At 32.8% G+C, this 19,863-nt stretch carries 11 protein-coding genes; 5 read left to right on the forward strand and 6 right to left on the reverse strand.

All coding sequences use genetic code 11. The features are described from left to right. Positions 1 to 21 precede the first annotated feature (21 nt). Together WC622_RS12590 and WC622_RS12595 are read left to right on the forward strand one after the other, a co-directional pair. Positions 22 to 828 carry a DUF1365 domain-containing protein gene (locus WC622_RS12590; protein WP_372820051.1) on the forward strand — a complete coding sequence of 269 codons (807 nt, stop codon included), beginning with the start codon at positions 22 to 24 and terminating at the stop codon, positions 826 to 828. Positions 829 to 835: 7 nt separating this feature from the next. Further along, positions 836 to 2,074, forward strand: coding sequence for a class I SAM-dependent methyltransferase (locus tag WC622_RS12595; protein WP_372820052.1), 1,239 nt, complete (start codon positions 836 to 838; stop codon positions 2,072 to 2,074). Between the two features lie 232 nt (positions 2,075 to 2,306). On the opposite strand, the gene WC622_RS12600 is transcribed toward WC622_RS12595, so the two are convergent. The 3 genes from WC622_RS12600 to WC622_RS12610 form a co-directional block, all read right to left on the reverse strand. Further along, a complete protein-coding gene (locus tag WC622_RS12600) occupies positions 2,307 to 3,665 on the reverse strand; it encodes a DEAD/DEAH box helicase (protein ID WP_372820053.1) in 1,359 nt (452 codons plus the stop codon). Positions 3,666 to 3,842: 177 nt separating this feature from the next. Next, positions 3,843 to 5,180, reverse strand: coding sequence for an MFS transporter (locus tag WC622_RS12605; protein ID WP_372820054.1), 1,338 nt, complete (start codon positions 5,178 to 5,180; stop codon positions 3,843 to 3,845). Continuing rightward, positions 5,181 to 6,545: an APC family permease gene (locus WC622_RS12610; RefSeq protein WP_372820055.1), complete on the reverse strand. Its 1,365-nt coding sequence runs from the start codon at positions 6,543 to 6,545 to the stop codon at positions 5,181 to 5,183. It abuts the gene before it with no gap. Between the two features lie 227 nt (positions 6,546 to 6,772). On the opposite strand from WC622_RS12610, the gene WC622_RS12615 reads away from it, so the two are divergent. Together WC622_RS12615 and WC622_RS12620 are read left to right on the forward strand one after the other, a co-directional pair. Further along, complete coding sequence (locus WC622_RS12615) at positions 6,773 to 8,677, forward strand: DNA topoisomerase IV subunit B (RefSeq protein WP_372820056.1); 1,905 nt, start codon at positions 6,773 to 6,775, stop codon at positions 8,675 to 8,677. 125 nt (positions 8,678 to 8,802) lie between these two features. Further along, positions 8,803 to 10,956 carry an ATP-binding protein gene (locus WC622_RS12620; protein ID WP_372820057.1) on the forward strand — a complete coding sequence of 718 codons (2,154 nt, stop codon included), beginning with the start codon at positions 8,803 to 8,805 and terminating at the stop codon, positions 10,954 to 10,956. On the opposite strand, the gene WC622_RS12625 is transcribed toward WC622_RS12620, so the two are convergent. From WC622_RS12625 to WC622_RS12635, 3 genes are read right to left on the reverse strand one after another with little or no spacing between them, the layout of a single operon-like run. After that, positions 10,917 to 11,912, reverse strand: coding sequence for a YihY/virulence factor BrkB family protein (locus WC622_RS12625; protein ID WP_372820072.1), 996 nt, complete (start codon positions 11,910 to 11,912; stop codon positions 10,917 to 10,919). The two genes, WC622_RS12620 and WC622_RS12625, sit on opposite strands and share 40 nt — an antisense overlap. Before the next feature lie 7 nt (positions 11,913 to 11,919). Further along, the gene (locus WC622_RS12630; protein ID WP_372820058.1) at positions 11,920 to 14,238 is read right to left on the reverse strand and encodes a BamA/TamA family outer membrane protein; all 2,319 of its coding nucleotides are present in this window, start codon (positions 14,236 to 14,238) and stop codon (positions 11,920 to 11,922) included. After that, on the reverse strand, positions 14,222 to 19,204 hold the full coding sequence (locus WC622_RS12635; protein ID WP_372820059.1) for a translocation/assembly module TamB domain-containing protein: 4,983 nt from the start codon (positions 19,202 to 19,204) through the stop codon (positions 14,222 to 14,224). Before WC622_RS12635 ends, WC622_RS12630 begins: the two co-directional genes overlap by 17 nt. A gap of 152 nt (positions 19,205 to 19,356) precedes the next feature. Here WC622_RS12635 and WC622_RS12640 point away from each other — a divergent pair, with 152 nt between their 5' ends. Next, entirely contained in the window at positions 19,357 to 19,845 is a 489-nt protein-coding gene (locus WC622_RS12640; protein WP_372820060.1) for a cytidine deaminase, read from the forward strand. Positions 19,846 to 19,863 lie beyond the last annotated feature (18 nt).

Genomic DNA, 19,863 nt, shown 5'->3' on the forward strand with positions numbered 1-19,863 from the left:
GCATGACAAAATTTGTTTAAAATGAACCTAAACTCATCCATATATTCCGCCAAAGTGATGCATCATAGGTTAGCACCTAAGAAGCACAGCTTTTGGTACAATGTATTTATGTTTTACATCGACTTGGATGAACTCGAAATCCTTGATAAAAAGCTTCGTTGGTTTAGTTGTAATCGATTTAATTTATTCAATTTTAGAGATAACGATCATTTACAACTTCCGAAGGAAAATCCAGATCAAAGTAAAACAGTAAAACAACAAATCATAATCTATTTAAAATCCCACAATGTAGAGATTGGAAATGGTAAAATCAAACTATTAACTAACTTATCGGTACTTGGTTATAATTTCAACCCTGTTTCTTTTTATTTCTGTTTTGATGAAAATAATCATCCGCTTTGTGCAATAGCAGAAATTAGTAATACCTACCACGAAATGAAAATGTTCTTTTTTGGGAAAGAAGATTTGCACGAGAATGTATTTAGACAAAAGACGGAGAAATTGTTTTATGTTTCGCCATTTATAGATTTGGACACTTTTTTTGACTTCAAACTTGCCATTCCAACTCATAAACTAGACATCAAAATAGACGATTACGATAAAAAAGGGGAAAGATTTTTTATAAGTACATTAATTGGAGAAGAAAAGCCATTAACCAATGCAAATATGTTACGCTATTTTCTTTCCATCCCATTAATTCCTTTGCAGATTATGGGTCTAATCCATTGGCAGGCATTTAAGTTGTGGATTAAAAAAATAAAATATCATCCAAAAGCTGCAAACCAAAATTTACAAAAAGGCGTATATAAGCCCTATAGACCAAATTAATTTAAATATGTCATCTCTCTCTCTAACAAAATCGAAATCAGGATTTTACGAAAATGCAGTTGTGAATGCACTTTGTAAAATGAATAAAGGTTATTTAGCCTTGACTTTACCTAATGGAGAAAATTTGCAGATTGGGAATCCTAATTCTAATCAAAAAGCCACTTTAGAAGTTAAGGATGCTAGTTTTTTCAAATGCGTAGTTTTATATGGAGATATTGGTTTTGGTGAAGCGTATGTAAACGGCCTATGGGAAACTGATAACATTACCAATCTCATCAAATGGATTATCCTTAATATCGAAAACGCACCTTCAGTTTCTGGCAGCAAAGTTAAATCAGTAGGGTTAAATTTATTCAAGTGGTTGAATAGAATTTATCATAACAATCGTTCGAATAGCATTACCGGCTCACAGAAAAACATTGCAGAGCATTACGATTTAAATAATGATTTCTTTGCGACATTCTTGGATCCATCCATGACTTATTCTGCTGCTTATTTCAAAACTCCAGAATTAACATTAGCTGAGGCACAAGATGAAAAATACCGCCGATTGTGTGAGCAATTGCATTTAAAAGCTAGCGACCATGTGTTAGAAATTGGAAGTGGTTGGGGAGCAAATGCTATTTTTATGGCCAAAAACTATGGTTGTAAAGTAACCACGGTTACGATTTCAAGGGAACAGCAAAAACTCGGACAAGAGCGTGTTGCAGCTGCAGGATTATCAAACAAAATAGAAATCATCATTAAGGATTATAGAAACATTGAAGGGCAATATGACAAAATTGTTTCTGTAGAAATGTTGGAAGCAGTTGGTCATAATTATTTAGAGACTTACTTTGCAAAGTGTGCAGAAGTTTTAAAACCTAACGGGATATTTGCTTTTCAAGTAATTACAAGTCCTGATAGTAGATACGATAGTTTGCGTAGAGGTGTAGATTGGATTCAGAAACACATTTTCCCTGGTTCTTTATTACCATCTGTTGCAGTAATTAATAAGGCAATTAATAACACAAGTGATTTAACTTTAGTTGATTTAAAAGATTTAGGCTTAGATTATGCCCAAACCTTAAAATTATGGTTTGTCGAATTCAACCGTAAACTAAATGAAGTAAAAGCTCTAGGTTTCGATGAGCGTTTTATTCGTAAATGGAACTATTATTTAAACTATTGTGAGGCTGCTTTTGAGATGAGAAACATCAATGTAATGCAAATGGTTTACACTAGGCCGAACAATACCGAACGTTGAGGTTGTGGGATTGATGGGAAGAAGCAATCACTCCAGCTATGCTTTTCACTAATAGATTTCTCGTCGCTGCGCTCTTTCGAAATGACGAATTTAAATAAACAGAAATGGTCCGTATTGCTACGAACCATTTTATATAAAATTTTGTCATCCTGACGAAGGAAGGATCTCTAAGTGAATTCGCAAAAGGGATTCCTCGCAGGCTCGGAATGACAAATTGTTTTAAAAACGCAACTTAATCTCTTCTTCTGCTGCTGCCACCACTAAATCTGCGGTTACCGCCACCAGCGTTTGCGCCAGCAGTGCTACCCGTATGATTTGGTTTTCTAGCGCCACCTTGATGTGGTTTCTTTTTCGCTCCGCTTAAGTTTGGTTCACGCTCACGAGGTTCGCGTTGATTTCCTTTTTTCTTTCCACCACTTTTGGCGGCTGCGGCTGCACTCATTAAACTTTGCCAGCTCATCGCATAAGGATGATCTTCGTTTACTGGAACTTTTATACCGATTAATTTCTCAATATCATCTAAAAATTCTTTCTCTTCACCATCGCAAAACGAATAAGCAATACCACTTAAACCAGCTCTTCCAGTTCTACCAATTCTGTGTACATATGTTTCAGGAATATTTGGCAATTCGTAGTTAATTACGTGTGCCAATTCATCCACGTCAATACCACGAGCTGCAATATCAGTTGCTACCAAAACACGAGTAGTACGAGCTTTAAAGTTTGTTAGCGCTCTCTGACGAGCATTTTGTGATTTATTTCCATGAATGGCTTCAGCTTTAATATTGATTTTTATCAAATCTTTAACCACCTTATCTGCACCGTGTTTAGTACGTGTAAATACCAAAACAGTTTCAATTGCCTTATCTTTTAACAAATGGATTAATAAGTTTTTCTTATCGTTTTTCTCAACGAAATAAACTGCTTGTGTAATTTTTTCTGCTGTTGAAGAAACCGGAGTAACTTCCACTTTTACAGGATTAGTTAAAATAGTGCTAGATAATTTCTGAATTTCAGTTGGCATGGTAGCCGAGAAAAACAAAGTTTGTCTCTTTGCAGGTAATTTTGCGATAATTTTTTTCACATCGTGGATAAAACCCATATCTAACATACGGTCCGCTTCATCCAATACGAAAATCTCAATATCCCTTAAATTCACAAAACCTTGGTTCATTAAATCTAATAAACGACCAGGAGTTGCTACTAAAATATCAACACCTCTATGCAAGGCATCAGTTTGTGCTTTTTGTCCAACACCACCAAAAATTACCAAATGCTTTAAAGGTAAGTTACGGCCATAAGCCTTAAAACTTTCTTCAATTTGGATAGCTAATTCTCTGGTTGGAGTTAAAATTAAGGCCTTAATTGGTTTAGGACCTTTTGTGTTTAAATGAGGTTGGTTTAACAATTGCAACATTGGTATAGCGAATGCTGCGGTTTTACCAGTACCAGTTTGAGCGCATCCCAATAAATCGCGTTTTTGTAAAATAGAGGGTATAGATTGCTCTTGTATAGGTGTAGGTTGTGTATAACCTTCGGTTTCAAGCGCCTTTAAAATAGGGGCTATGAGGTTTAATTCTGAAAATAACAAAGTATAATTTTTAAATGTAAAATATCGAAGAAGCTAGAACAATCATTGCTGGAAGGACTAACTTGCGAGTTGCTTTAAATGATAAAGAAATTCTGCTTCGCTGCAAAGATACATAAATAATAATGGAAATGGAAAAAGGTAAGATGGAAGAGGGAAATGGATACTATTTGGGTGCTTCTACTTTCTCTCCTTAAATCGAGTAAAAAACAACAGTGCTAAAACACAAAGTGCAAAACCAACCACACCATTTAAGCGCAAACCATAATCGTTACCAGGATCTTTACCATAAATAGTTAGCATAGCAAAAATGGCAATCCCTATGGTTTGACCAAGTTTTACAAAGAGATATTTAACTGCAAAGAACATTCCTTCATGATTTTCACCAGTTTCTAATGTGTCTTTTTGAGCTATGTCTGCTAAAATTGCGTTTGGTAAAATACCCAATGCAGCTAAAGGAAAAGATGCACAAATCACCAATAAATACATTTGATTACTCGGTGTAAAGGGCAATTTTCCTAAGAAAAAAATAGTGACGAAAATTAAACTTAAAACCCCAAATGCCAATAATACTAACGGCTTTTTGCCGAATTTTTTAGATCCATAATTTATAAATGGATAGAAAGCCAAAGATAAAACTACCATTAGTCCCATAAATTTACCGCCATCGGAATCAGGTAAACCAAGCAATACGGTTACAAAGAATAGCAATCCGCTACTCATTAAACTTAAAGCTGTATAATAAGTGAAATCTGAGATGAGATAATATTTGAAATTGCTATTTCTGAATGTATTTTTAATCGCTGGCAATAAAGGAATATGAGTAGGTTTACTTTGTACATATTCCTTTTCATTTATAAAAATAATAGGTAAAATCATTACTATGCCTGAGAAAATACTTAATCCCCAGATGGTGTATTGCAGTGCCTCAAATCGTTCGGTCACATGAAATACAACTTGAATTAAATCAGCGAAATTATTGCAAAGTGCCCCTAAAATCATTCCCAAAACAAAACCAACTTGTTGAAAGGTGGATAGCTTTACTTTTTCTTCAGGAGTATGCGTTAACTCTGCTAATAATGCATTATAAGGAATAATATAGGTGGTTACAGAAACGAAAAATCCAGCTAAAACTAGCGTTAACCACCAAGCATTGCTTATACTTTCTCCTTTTACTAGCGGAGTAAAAACCAAACCGCAAAAGATCACTGCGGGTAAAATAGCCCATCGCATAATGGGAAAACGCCTGCCTTTTGGATTATTGCTACTATCACTTATCGACGCAATAAAAGGATCGTAAGCGGCATCGAATAATCGGCCAGATGCCGCAATTAATGAAAGGATATTAAAAGCGCCAAAAACTAAAAGCTGCGGCACCAAAGGCGATAAACCAGAATTAGTTGGTGGTAAATAAAAGTAGGGTAGCATTACAATAATCAAGTTGGTCATAATGCTCCAACCCATCATTCCTGATGCATAAATTAATTGCTTTTTAAAAGGTAGGGCTTGTAGTGGCATTTATTCTGACGACAGCTGATTGCTATCTTTTTTGTTATTAAAATATCTGATAATGAAATAAATAATGATAAATCCTATAAAGATATACAAGCCATTTAAGGCCGCATTTGGATCATCACTATAAATACTGAAGGCTACAAATAGATATGCAGCTATAAATAAGAGCGGCAAAATTGGACCCAATGGAACAGTATATATATCTTTTTTAGCTAAATGAGCAGTTTTTTTACGTAAAATAAAAATCGCAGCAGCTGAAGTTGCAAATCCAATACAATCTAGAAATATCGAGTAGTTTAAAATTTTATCGAAAGTTTGGGCGTAAAACAGAGTGAAAATTGCTATAATGGTAAAAACAGTTAAGCTTACAATCATTACACCATGTTTTTTAGTGGTTTTAGTAAAGATTTTAGGTAAAGCTCTTTCTTCGCCCATGGCGTACATTGCTCTTGGGTTGCTTAATAAATTCACGTTTACATAGCCTAAAACAGATAAATAGATTAAAACAGATAATAAAGAAAATCCGATAGGACCGAAAATTTTACCTGCAAGTATGGCAGCAATACTTTCGGCGGTTTTAAGCTGCTCAAAACCAATTACTTTTACATAAGCATAATTTATAGCCATATACAAAGTGATGATAATAGCTAAACCAATAATGATTGAGCGTGGTACAATCTTTTTCGCTTCTTTTACTTCGCCGCCAAAATTGATGGTTTGTTGATAACCACCAAAGCTAAAGGAAACTGCAATTAAACATAAACCTAGCGCTTTTCCATAATCGCTCCAAACTGGCGAACCACCTGTTACACTTTTAAAAATAGGAGTGATGCTCGTGGTTTGTTCACCAAAAAAAACGGCACATATTAAAGTAAGCACCATTATAATTTTAATAACGGTTAAAACATTTTGAGTTTTGGAGCTCGCTTTTAATCCCAATAAATTAACAGCATAAAATATAATAATGCTAATGGTTGCAATAAGAATTCGGTATTCGCTGGTTTGCATTTGGGGATCAAGAATAATTTTACTTAAATATTCAGCACCAATTAATGCAATACCAGCAACGGATGCAGCATTAGAAACTACAATAATGCAATTGATAGCGAATGCAATAGATGGATGATAACAAACGGAGAAAATCTTATAATATCCGCCTGTAACAGGGTAACGAGAACCAATTTCTGCATAGGTTAGAGCACCACAGACAGCTATAATTCCACCAATAATCCATGCTAAAAAGAACACTTCTGGAATTTGAGCTTTGGCAGCCACGTTAACAGGAGTTTTGAAAATTCCCATTCCTATAACTAAGCTAACCACAATCATGGAAAGATCGAAAAGAGAGAGCTGTTTTTTAATTTGCATGAAGTTTAATTTGATTTTGGAAGATAGGGATTTTAGTTTGCAGATTAAAATTAGCTAAAATGTTCATTTGTGGAAACTTTGTAATTGATTTCCATAGAGATTAAATTAAATTTGTAATGCTGAGTTATTACCCGTCCTCTCGACGGGGAAACAATGGAGAAATCTATTAATTACATCTACTAATAGATTCTTCGCCACGCTCTGAATGACAAAAAACAATACGAAAAATGGCAGAACCGATTTATAACGACGATAGTATACGCTCATTAGACTGGAAAGAACACATCCGTTTACGCCCTGGTATGTACATTGGTAAACTTGGCGATGGTTCTGCACAAGACGATGGAATTTATGTTTTGCTGAAAGAAATCGTAGATAATTCTATTGATGAATTTGTAATGGGATCTGGTAAAACTATCGAAATTACCTTGTCAGAGCATAAAGTAAATATTCGTGATTATGGACGTGGCATCCCTTTGGGTAAAGTTATAGATTGCGTTTCGAAAATAAATACAGGTGGGAAATACGATAGCAATGCCTTTCAAAAATCGGTTGGACTAAATGGAGTTGGTACGAAAGCAGTAAATGCGTTATCAACCAATTTTGTAGTACAAAGTTATCGCGATGGTAAAACTAAAAAAGTAGAATTTAGCAAAGGAGAGATTGTTTCGGATCAGCCAATAATTGAAACTACACAACGCAATGGTACGGCAATTACTTTTTATCCAGACGATACGATTTTTAGAAATTACCACTACATTCCAGATTTTGTGGAAAGTATGATTTGGAATTATGTGTTCTTAAATACAGGTTTAACCATCAGTTTTAATAATCAGAAATATTTCTCAGAGCGAGGATTATATGATTTGTTAAATAAAGTAGCTGATGTTGAAAATATTCGTTACCCAATAATTCATTTAAAAGGAAACGATATCGAAATTGCAATGACGCATGGACAACAATATGGAGAAGATTACCATTCATTTGTAAACGGTCAGCATACTACACAAGGTGGAACACATCAAGCTGCATTTAGAGAGGCGGTAGTAAAAACTATTCGTGAGTTTTATAAAAAAGAATTTGATGCAAGTGATGTAAGAGCATCTATTATTGCAGCAGTTTCGGTTAGAGTGCAAGAACCAGTTTTCGAATCGCAAACTAAAACCAAGTTAGGTTCACAAAATATGGGGCCAGAAGGGCCATCTGTTCGTACTTTCATTATGGATTTTGTGAAGAAGGAATTGGATGATTACTTGCACAAACATGCCGATGTAGCCGACGCTTTGCTGAAAAGAATTATCCAATCTGAAAGAGAACGAAAAGATATTGCAGGGATTAAAAAACTGGCAAACGATAGAGCTAAAAAAGCATCACTACATAACAAAAAACTAAGAGATTGCAAAGTTCATTTTAACACTCCACACGATAAAAGATACGAAACTACTTTATTTATTACCGAGGGAGATTCTGCTTCAGGTTCTATCACAAAATCCCGTGATGTAGATTGTCAGGCGGTTTTTAGCTTAAAAGGAAAACCTTTAAACTGTTATGAACTCACTAAAAAAGTAGTGTATGAAAACGAAGAATTTAATCTGTTACAACACGCTTTAAATATTGAAGATGGCCTAGAAGGTTTACATTATAACAATATTGTAATTGCTACAGATGCCGATGTAGATGGAATGCACATTCGTTTATTAATGATGACTTTCTTTTTGCAGTTTTTCCCTGACTTGGTAAGGGCTGGTCATGTTTACATTTTACAAACACCATTGTTTAGGGTGCGTAACAAAAAAGAAACTATTTATTGTTATAGTGAAGAAGAACGTCGTGATGCGATTGAGAAATTAGGTGGCAAACCAGAAATTACTCGATTTAAAGGTTTAGGAGAAATATCACCTGATGAATTTGGTTTATTTATAGGTAAAGACATTAGGCTTGACCCTGTTATTTTGAAAGATCAGACTATAAAAAGCTTGCTAGAGTATTATATGGGTAAAAATACACCAGAAAGACAGCAACATATCATTAAAAATCTGAGAATAGAAAAAGACGAAATCAAAGAAGAAGAAAGAGAAAGAAATGATGCGAATACAAATACTGAAGAAACAGAAAATTTAGAGGTTGCTTAATTTTTTAAATTAACTCACAAGCAATACTTATTTTACTGTATGTTTGTGCACTCCTCTACTTGTTATTAAAAAAATTGCCCTAAACTTTATTTTTTGGGTATTTGTAATTTTAATTAACGAGTGTTATGCCATCTTCTTCTGCCCAAAACCCTTCAACACGTTATAGTCTTGTTGTTTTTTTAATATTAGCATTATTCTTATGTGCTATTTTTTTCTATGTTCGAAATAATAGAACCACGATTTTATTAAAAGATATTCATCAACTTTCTGAGCTAAAAGAAGATTACAGCCAGATAGATTCATGCATAATCGTATTGTATAATGCAGATAACAACTGTCGTTTATTTGCCGTTACAGGTCAGAAATATTATATCCAAAAATTTACGAACGATATAAATTTTGTTTCAAACATTTTAGATAAGATGAATACTAAGGTGAATGGAAATGAAAAAGATGGCTCTACAAACGTCAAAAATTTAGTTGATCAAAAAAGAAGTAGAACAGAACTCTACTTAAAGTTAAGATTATTAACAGATAGCTTAATTAATATTTCATCCGGTGTAGATACTACTCGAGTTCAGTCTGATACCCATTCTAATTTTAGCTATAAGAAGATTAAAAAAATGGTTAAAGTTGATACCATTAGCACTCCCGTTAAAGTTCAACCAAAACAAAAGTTTTTTGAAAGATTAGCAGCCATCTTTTCCAAAAAGAAGGCTAAAGTCGAAGATACTGCTTATAAATTAGTTAGAACTGAAACTAAAATTGACAGTTTATCGCAAAACAAGATTTATAATGTAACTCAATTAGAGAAGATAAATAATTTGTATACGGCTAATGATATGCTCAAAAAAAATGAGGTAGCCATTTTACAAATCAACAATAGAATAATTAAGGAGTTAGTTTCTTTGTTGCAAAACTATAAAAAACGCGAAGTGATTTTTGTATCACAAAACCGTAAAGAGCTAAACGACAATATTCACGATACGTTTAAAAGCCTTGACAAAATTTTCATTTTAAGTATTTTAATACTCTTAATATTAGTTTCAGCTATTCTATATAATATTTGGAAAATTTATATAAATGAAAATGCATTAATTAAGTATAGCCATAAAACTTCCCAATATGCAATTTCTAAAAGTAGATTTCTTGCAAATATGAGTCACGAAATACGCACACCTTTAAATTCAATAATTGGATTTACAGAACAATTAAGTCATAGTAAATTAAGCGAGCAACAAACTGAACAATTAACGGCAATAGAAAATTCTTCTATACTATTGTTAGATGTAGTTAATGATATTCTCGATTTTTCTAAATACGAAACTGGTAAGGTTAGCTTTGATAAAATTTCTTTTATCCCGGTAGATGCGATTACAGAAGTATTTAATAGCATGAGTATTTTGGCGAGTAAAAAGGGAATTGAATTGAAAAAAGATATTTCTTTTAATAACACTATTTGCTTTTCTGGAGATTCGCTTCGCTTAAAACAGGTTGTGATGAATCTGTTAAGCAATGCAATTAAGTTTACCAATACGGGTTCGGTAACGCTAAAGGCCGATATTGATTTAAATGCTAAAAAACAAGGCGTATTGAAAGTTCATATCATAGATACTGGAATTGGTATTACTAAGGAGAACTTGGAAATGATATTTGATGAATTTGCGCAAGTCTATTATTCGTCTACTAAAATTAAACAGAAGGGAACGGGATTAGGATTAGCCATTTGCAAAAAGATAGTTGAGTTTCAACACGGACAAATAGGAGTGAGTAGCAGATTGGGTATAGGCTCTATATTTACATTTGAAATTCCTTATGAATTATGCAATAAAAATATAGTAGCAACTAAAAATTCGACGTTTAATAATGCAGCTAATTTAGAAGGAAAAAGAGTGTTATTGGCTGATGATAATAAAATGAATGTCTTGTTGATACAGACAGTTATTAAAAAATACAAGATGTTAACTGATGTAGCGTATGACGGTAAAGAAGCTTTTGAATTGTTTAAGAATAATACTTATGATTTAATTTTAACTGATATTCAAATGCCAGAAATGGGAGGAGTTGAATTAACACGGAAAATTAGATCGTATGTTGATGCTACCAAAATGAACATACCAATTTTAGGAGTTACCGCAAATGTTTTAAAAGAAGATCGTGAAAAATATATTGAATCGGGTATAAATGATTTGGTACTTAAACCATTTTCAGAGAAAGAGTTAATGGATAAGATTGCAGCTTATGTTTCTGGGCAATCTACAGTATCTTCTGGATGTTGAGGAGGCAAGACTTCTACTTTCTTTTCTACAACAATGGTTTTTAAATGAACTGCATATTTTGAAGGGGTAATTCCATCGGTATATTTTTCGGCGTAAGCCTGAGTAAATTCTGCACCAAAGTATAAAATGACAGATGTATAATATATCCAGACTAAAATAACGATGATTGAACTTGCGGCTCCAAATGCTGAACCTGGATTTCCCTTTTCGATATAAATACCTATAGCATATTTACCTAAACTAAACATTAACGCGGTAAATAATGCGCCAATTAATGCTGGTTTCCATTTTAAATTAACATCAGGTAATACTTTAAAAATAATAGCAAAAATGGCAGTTACTACGGCTAATGTTAAAATATTTGTCACGATGAGCATAAAAAAACCAGAGATTTGCTCAATACCGATTTTAGCTGCATAAATTTCTAACTTATTGCCAATTCCAACTACAATACTATTGATAACAAGAGAAACTAAAAGCAAAAACCCTAAAGATGCAATTAGTGAAAATGACAATAAACGATTTGTAATTAACTTTTTCCATCCCTTTTTAGGAACGGCTTTTACTTTCCAAATTTGATTTATACTATCCTGGATTTCAATAAATATAGCGGTTGAACCAATAACCAATGTTGCAATTCCTACTATTAAACCCATTGTACTTTTGCCAGAAAGATTTGCATTTTCAACAAAACCCCTTAATTGGGTTGCAGCATCTGTACCAATCATCTTACTAATTTCTGCAAATAACTTTGTATTTGGATCCATATTATCTCCTAGAAAAATGCTAGTTGCAGAGATAATAATTATAATTAAAGGCGTGAGAGAAAATATAGTGTAATATGCCAAAGATGCACTTAATTTCATTACACGGTCTTCTATAAAACCCTTTCCAGCAGCTATAAATAAGTGATATGTAATTACTACTAAGTTTTTTGCCTTCTTTATTAAGTTAATCATACTATTAAAACGGGTATCCGATGCCAATGTTTAAAATAAAATTTTCTTTACGCCAAGTTTTGCTGCCAAAATCTACCTGATCTAAAACCCAACGTTGCCCGCTAGGTAAGTAAGGTTTTCTTATTGGAAATGCTCCATCTAATCTAATTACAAAAATTTGAGCATCAATTCTTAAACCCGCACCAGTACCAACAGCTAGTTCACTTAGTGCATTTTTAAATTTAAAACCAGAACCTGGGCGCCCACTTCCTGGAATTGCAGGATCTCCTTTGTCTTCTTTTCTAAGCCAAACATTACCAGCATCAACAAATACAGCACCATATAAGACACTTACGATCTTAAATCTCAACTCTGTATTTAACATCATTTTTATATCGCCACCTTGATCTGCAAATTGAGCATCTGGGTTAACTTTAAAAGTACCTGGGCCTAAAGTTCTAGCTCTAAATGCTCTTATGTCATTACTTCCGCCAGCAAAAAACTGACGAACATAGGGTAGAGATGTGCTATTACCGTAGGCATAACCATAACCAAAGTTTAATCTATTAGCCCAAGTTACGTTTCTATTAATTTTGTAATAGTCTCTTAAATCAGTTTCCAGTCTAATAAATTGCGTAAGCGGTGTATTGAAAAGTTTTCGTTTTCCTAAATCATCTTTCTGTACAAATAATCCCCATACATTTCCACCTGTTTCAATACTGCCAAAAAAGTACGTAGTATTTCTACGCTTATCTTCCATTTGATTGGTATAGGTAAAGTTGTAATTACTACCAATTATGAATTGTCGCTCTAACGCACTTCTCAAATAGGGGTTTTCCAAATAAAGTCTTTTCTCTACAGAATCTGAAGGGAAACTAGGTTGAACATAATTAACAGAAATTGGATTTAAATTATGCTCTTTATGGATATTTTCTTTAAAACTATAACCAAATTCTGCTTTAAATGCATTTAGAGAATATTCGGATCCTCTGCTTAGCAACTGATAAGAAAGAGAAGCAATTGTTTTTGGGATAAATGCATTAGTAACTTTTGGTTTGTAAAAAGGCACAATAAACTGAGGAAAGGTTAATTTACCTTCAGCAGTAAAGGAATAAGAGTTTAAACCTTGGGATTGCCCGCTAACCTGCGTTTCAAAACCACCACTAACACTTATATCCAATTGCTCTGCACCTCTAAATAAATTTCGTGTAGTTTGAGTTAATTTAACTTCCGACCCGACAAAATTATTTGATTTACTTGTTCCTGTTACTGAAAAAGTCAGTGAATTTTTTTTTAATGGAGTTAAGAAGATATTTAGGTTCAATTGATTGTTTTTGAAACTATCTATTGGTAAAAACTCAGCTCTAACATCTTGGAAAGCACCGATATTAACCATCCTATTTAAAGATTGATTATGGTCTTTTCTATTGTATTTTTCTCCTTTTTTGAAGAAAACTAATCTGTCGAATAATTTAGGTTTGAAGGTATTTCTATTATCATATATGTTGAAATCGTTATACTGTACAGGGGTTAAACTTCTTAATAAACTATCTCTACGTAAATTATAATTTGGAAAAATATTGATGTTTTTAATGGTGTAAGGTTTTAATCCAGCATCTGGAGAGCTATTTTTAATATTTACATTGATGTCAACCAAGTTTTTGCCAATGGTACTGTCTACTTGTAAAATCAAATAATCTGGACTGAAGTAAAAATAGCCACTTTCTTTTAAATCATTATCAATTCTAATCCGCTCATTTTTATAAGTATCTAAATCGTAAAAATCGCCAACCTTTAATAGTGTTTTATCTTTATTTAAATTGATGATATGCGTTAAGTTTCCTGTGTCTTTTGGAAAGGTTATGCTGTTAATTTTATATCTAATCCCTGTATTTACGGTATAAATAGCTTTCCCTTTTTTACCTTTAATAACAGTATCTCCAGTAACATCCGATTGCAAATATCCTTGGCTAATCAAATAGCTTTTTAAAACATCGTTGTTGTATTTAATTTTTACTTCATTCAGCAAAACTGGTGGTTCACCAATCTTGTTTTTTAACCAATTCCCAATTCCTTTTGGCTTCACTGTATCAGGAGCTAAATTGTGAATCAATAATTTATACTTAATGCCTAATATTGATTTATTTGGTCTTGGCCTAGTTTTGCCTTCTAAAGTTTTTTTAACTTCTTTTTGATTATCAATTCTTGCCGAAGAATCTGGATTGATATTAATATCTGCTCCAGTGTACAAATATTGTCCAGGTTTTAATCTGCTGGTTGTACTACAGCTCGCCACAACCAAACAAGCCAATAAAAATAATATCGATTTAATTAGTTGTTTCATCTTTTGGTTTCTGTTCTATTTGGTTTCTTATTTTTTTCTTACGGGATTGGAAAATCTCTCTAAACTTATTGTAGTCTACAACTAGTGTAAATCCGAGGCCAGTTTCTATAATCTGTCCTTCAACTATTCCCTCATTTTGGTTACGACGATAAAATCTTAATCTATATCTTCCATCAGCAGAAAGCGCATAATCTATATTTACATTGCCTGCTATATTTGATGAACTTTGTCCAGGTGTTTTAGGGCCTTCTAAACCGAATGAGCTTCCTACGGTTACGGTTAATCTATCACTTAATAATTTTTTAGATAAGCCAATTTCTAAATCTGTTTTTTGCTGTAATGCTCCGGTAGAATAATCTTCGGAAGAGTTTACACCGAAATTCAAATCAACACCCTGAATTAAATCCGATGCTAAATTGTTCAACTGTTCGGTTAATAATTTACTTACACTAGAACGAGCTAATGTAGAAGCACCGCCACCACCTGCTAAACTTTGGAAAGGATTATTTGCAATAAATCGGTTTAATGCAAGCAAGGCAAAAACTTGTTTATTTAACTCATTTTCATCTCTGTTTACATTTTGTAATTTGGTGTAAACGGTTCCTTCTAGTGCGCCACGCTCATTTTCTGGCAAATCAATTTTGAAAGAAATGGTTGGTTTTAGCAATTCATCTTTCATATATAAATACACTTGGAAAGGTAATTTCGTTTTTGCTCTAATATTATCAGGCTCGTTAATTAAATCAATCGGCGCAGCATTAACTTCATACAATGCCGTTAAATTAACAGTCGCTGCGGTAGGCTCACCTGTCCAAATAATAGTGCTACCTTTTACAATTTTAAATGGTCGTTTTCCTAATGGAGCAACAGTTAAACTATATGAGCCTTCCTCAACTTCATAGCGGCCGGTTAAGCTAATTTTTCCACTTGGATCTATTGTTGCATTCAAATTAGCATTCCCTTTTATACTTAAATTATCTCCATTTTGTGGGTCTACAACTACATTCAATTCGGCTTCTGGATCAATAGTTATAGCCGCAACAAGGTTTAAACCTTTAAGTGGAGATTTGCTTACACTGTCCGCCTTTAAATCTTTTTTGCCATTAAATGGAGGGGCATCTTTATCAATAAATTGTACAATACCGTCTTGTTCAATTACTGATGGATCATTTATTGGTAAGGCATAAAAGAACTTAGTTCCCTTGTTAACTTTAATATTCATGTTAACATCTGGTTGATTTAAATCTCCGCGAACTTTTATTGTACTTGTTAAAAACACAGTGCCATAAATCATGTCATTGTCTGCGGCAGTAGAATTTATTCCTCTAAAATTGTTGGTTCTAATATCTAAACCAAACCTTACATTTTTAAAATCTGTGGTATAGATATTTCCATCAATAATTGCTTTTTTCCCTAATGAATCTATTAAGGTAAAATCGTCAAATCTAATCCCTTCATTCGTAAATACAATTTGCTGATCAGGCATGGTAAAGTACGAGTTGATGTAGGCAACATTAAACCCAGCATCGTTAAATTTGAGTGCACCCAATATTTTGGGCGCTGTTAATTCTCCTTTTACAGAGAATTGCCCAGTTACTGTTCCTTTGCCTTGCCTAATTTGACCTAAACTCACACTTTCTATTTCTCGTAAATCTATTTTTTCAATATTTACAGCTAAGTCTAGTGCGCTCTCTGGAGCAGTATAGTAAAATCCTTTTGCGCTTAATTCATGAACCCCTTTTAATCTCGCATCAACTTCAAAAGCATTTGCTGTATTGTTGTTTACTAATAAACTCAAATCTCCAAGTTCATCTTTTTGGTAACGTAATTTGGTAATAGTTAAATTGGCTTCAAACTTAGGATTTGACACTAAGTCTTTTACATCAACTTTTCCATTAATTGTTCCACCTACTAAAGTTGTATCAGTTTCTGCAAATTTGGTTAGCGTTTCTATTTGGAAATTTTTAAATTCTACTTGTAAAGGTGAGTTTGGAGTTTTACTAGTACTGTTAATGCTTAGCAATTGTGAACCTTGACTTAAATTAAACTGATTTGCTAAAATACCAGATCGACCAAATTGTATATAATTAGTTGGGTCAACAGTCCATTTCTCGTAATCTAATAGCAGTTTGTTTGGGTCAAGGTTAAACCTAAAATCTTTATTAAATGATTTGAAAATTCCTGCAATTACATATTTATCCTTTCGTTGTCTATCTCGGAGAAACACATTTAAATCTAATTGATTATTTGCCGCATTACCAGTAATTTCACTGTTAAATAAAACGATAGAGGGACTTTGAATACTCTTAATAGTAAACTTATAATCTAATTTTTGATTGTTATTGTTTACTATAATTCGTGTGCTATCGATGGTATAATCGCCATAAACTATTTTTGGAAAAGAGGCATTCACTAATAAACTGTCCTTTTGCGTATCTAATAATCCATTAATAGTTGATGGTACAAAAGTGGTGAGCTCAGGCACAAAATCTTTTAAAAATTTAGGATTATAAATGTTGATAGCAAACCTAAAACGTTGATCTTGAATGGGAGTAACCTCACCAAATTGGTAATATTTATTGATCTGATTAATTACTGCATTTTCGATTTTGCTCAATTGATATTTGCCATCAATTTTTGCACTTAAAAGTTCAGATTTTAAAGAAAGCTTATTCTCAGTTGCAGTAGAAAGTGCATGTAGTTCAACAGTATCTACATTAAATTTTCTGCCTTCTTTTACCAATTGTAGACCTGTTGCAAAAACATCACCATTTAAATAATCTACATCAACTGTACTGATATTCGCTTTAATATTACCTGCAACTTTAAACTCAGTTTTGCTAAAGTTTAATTTTTGCAAATCGATTTGTTTCAAATCTACATTACCTTTTAAACTAGGATATTTTCCTGCCAAGTTAATTTGTGCGTTTAAGTTAAAGCTCGCATTGCTATCTAGCATATTGCTTTTAACATTTACTAACTGATTAGCATATGTTCCACTCAAACTCAAATTGCGATAATTGTATTTATTGTACGTAGCACTTAATACTTTCGCGTTAAACTTCGCACTGATTTTTTTAGGATCTAAACCTGTTCCAACAACATCAGCTTTAGCAGTAATTCTACCTAAAGTTGCTTGTTGTTTTAGCAGTCTACCTACATTAAAATTGTTTAAACTGATATTCGCATTGTAACTCTCTTTGCCTTTTGGACCTTTCATGTTTGCAATAACCACAGCACCACCCATATCAGTTTGTATATTTAGGTTGGTATTGAAATTTGTCATTGAACCTTTGAAATTTCCTTTTGCATTAACAACATTAGGTAATTCTATAGTAGGAGGTAGTGATTTTTTTGGAACGATAACTAGAATATCACTTTTTGTTAAATGAAGTTTTTTAATAGATAAATCAAGATAAGTTTTATTAATGTCAGGTAATCCTTTTGCCTTACCGCTAATGTCAATTTGTGTGTTTTTTAATCCACTAATTTGCAATTGAGGAATATTTAAATTGTTTAAATATCCATTTACATTCGCATTGATTTTAATTTTTTCGTTTCGATAATTTGCAGGAATTGCATCGCTAAAAAACACAGCATCTTTTAAACCAATGGTTGTATTTTTAAAGTTCAAACTCATTTTAACCCTTTCAGGATGTTTAGTCAAATCGTCTAACGAAGTAAAGTTTAATTCAGTTGCATTTTCAATAGTAGTATTTGGGGTTTTTAAAATGAAGCTGGCCAATTTAATTTGCTTGTCATTATATGTTGCATCGCCTTTTAAGTCGTTTAAAATAAACCCACTTTTATCTTTTAATGAACCGTTATTTACTTTAACCTTTATCCCTCCATTGCTAAAGTTTAAATCATCGGCACCTAAATTTAAATTGGTAATGTTAAGGTGGTTAAAGTCTAAACCTTTTGCTGGCTTTGCAGCTAGATTATCAAATTTTAGTTCATTGTCATTAAAATCAACTTTCTTTAAAAGTAAAGCCAAGGGCGATGTTTCTACAACTACCGTATCTTTTACTTTTTTTAGATTGTTACTTGGCGCCGGTTTAAAAGCAAACAAAATTTTTGATTTATTTAATCTGGCCTCATCGGCATTATACTCGCCTTTTGTTAAATCTACTTTTAAATTAACGAAGCCTAAATCATTTAGGTTTGCGATTACTTTTGTGGTTGATAATTGATCATCGTAGTTAATTTTTACATTGCTAAATGAAAAATCTTGTACAGTTATCGTCGGTAATTTTCCGGTAGATTTTTGAGTGCTATCAACACTGTTGGTAAGGTGTTGCACCAATTGTGTTAAAGGTTTTTGCTGGAGATAATTTAACGATGTGTTTTTTAAACTTAATTCTTTGATAACGTAATTCTGTTTAGCTAAATCAAAATCTTTAATCCTCGATTTAAATTCGCCAAGATGTATTTTCACATCGTTACCTGCTACATCATCCCGATAGGTAATTCCAATATCTGTGAATAAAACTTTATCAATTCTAAATTTAAGCGGGGCTGAGGTGGTATCAGTTTCAGGATTTTTTTTCTCCTCGGTCATAAAAGCATCAACCAAAAAAGAAAAATTGAAACTCGTATCTGGATTTATCCGTTTTACGTTGGCACGTATATTTTTTAGTTCAATATTGTTAATCTCAACTGTATTTTTGAGTAGCTTAAAAAGACTAATATCGACTTGTAACTTCTCAGCATATAGCAGCGTATCTCCCTTTCGATCTTCAATATAAAACTTATTCAGTACTACATCTTTTGGCAAGGCAATTTTGATACTTTCTAGTCTAATTTCTGTTTTTGTTTTGTTTTTGAGATAAGCAATAGCTCTATTTTTAACAAAATTTTGTACTGCTGGAATATTTAAGGAAACTGCAACAAGTATAACTAGCATAATAATGCTAGCAATAGTCCATAAAATAATTTTTAAACCCTTGCGTAAATACTTGTTCAATCGAGATAAGTTGAGATGACTAAATTGTTTAAACTATAACCATGCCATAACATGTTAATTTTTAAACAAAATTGGTTTAAAAAAGTTCTTTAGAATTTAAAGAAAAAATAGCTTAGGTTTATACCCCGCAAATAATTTGTGGGACCAAGTATATGAATACACAAAATTTTACAATTAGCTACGAGACTTTTGATGGTATAGAAGAACTCTCAGAAACAGACCAAATGTTATGTAATAAAGCAAAAGAGGCATTAGCTTCTTCGCATTCACCATATTCTAAATTTAAAGTTGGAACAGCAGCTTTGTTGGCTGATAATCAAGTAGTTTTAGGAAGTAATCAAGAAAATGTAGCTTATCCTTCAGGTTTGTGTGCAGAGCGAGTTGCACTGTTTACAATTGGGTCAAACTATCCAGATGCGATTATAAAATCGATGGCGATTACAGCACAAACAGTTAATTTTAAAATAGAAAATCCGGTTACTTCTTGTGGCGCATGTTTGCAAGTAATGGCAGAATATGAGCAAAGGCAAAAATCACCAATTGATGTATTATTTTACTGCATTGATGGTAAAATTATTAAAGTGAAAGGAGTGAAAAGTTTATTGCCTTTTGGTTTTGTAGAGGATAGATTGGGTGGGTAACCTTGAATAGTTGATCAA

It is taken from the genome of Pedobacter sp., assembly GCF_041662865.1.
GTDB lineage: Bacteria > Bacteroidota > Bacteroidia > Sphingobacteriales > Sphingobacteriaceae > Pedobacter.

Excerpts from the sequence above, each read along its gene's own strand:
- WC622_RS12620 (WP_372820057.1), top strand. The coding sequence starts at position 8,803 with ATGCCATCTTCTTCTGCCCAAAACCCTTCAACACGTTATAGTCTTGTT.
- WC622_RS12630 (WP_372820058.1), bottom strand. The coding sequence starts at position 14,238 with ATGAAACAACTAATTAAATCGATATTATTTTTATTGGCTTGTTTGGTT.
- WC622_RS12595 (WP_372820052.1), top strand. The coding sequence starts at position 836 with ATGTCATCTCTCTCTCTAACAAAATCGAAATCAGGATTTTACGAAAAT.
- WC622_RS12640 (WP_372820060.1), top strand. The coding sequence starts at position 19,357 with ATGAATACACAAAATTTTACAATTAGCTACGAGACTTTTGATGGTATA.
- WC622_RS12615 (WP_372820056.1), top strand. The coding sequence starts at position 6,773 with ATGGCAGAACCGATTTATAACGACGATAGTATACGCTCATTAGACTGG.
- WC622_RS12605 (WP_372820054.1), bottom strand. The coding sequence starts at position 5,180 with ATGCCACTACAAGCCCTACCTTTTAAAAAGCAATTAATTTATGCATCA.
- WC622_RS12610 (WP_372820055.1), bottom strand. The coding sequence starts at position 6,545 with ATGCAAATTAAAAAACAGCTCTCTCTTTTCGATCTTTCCATGATTGTG.
- WC622_RS12590 (WP_372820051.1), top strand. The coding sequence starts at position 22 with ATGAACCTAAACTCATCCATATATTCCGCCAAAGTGATGCATCATAGG.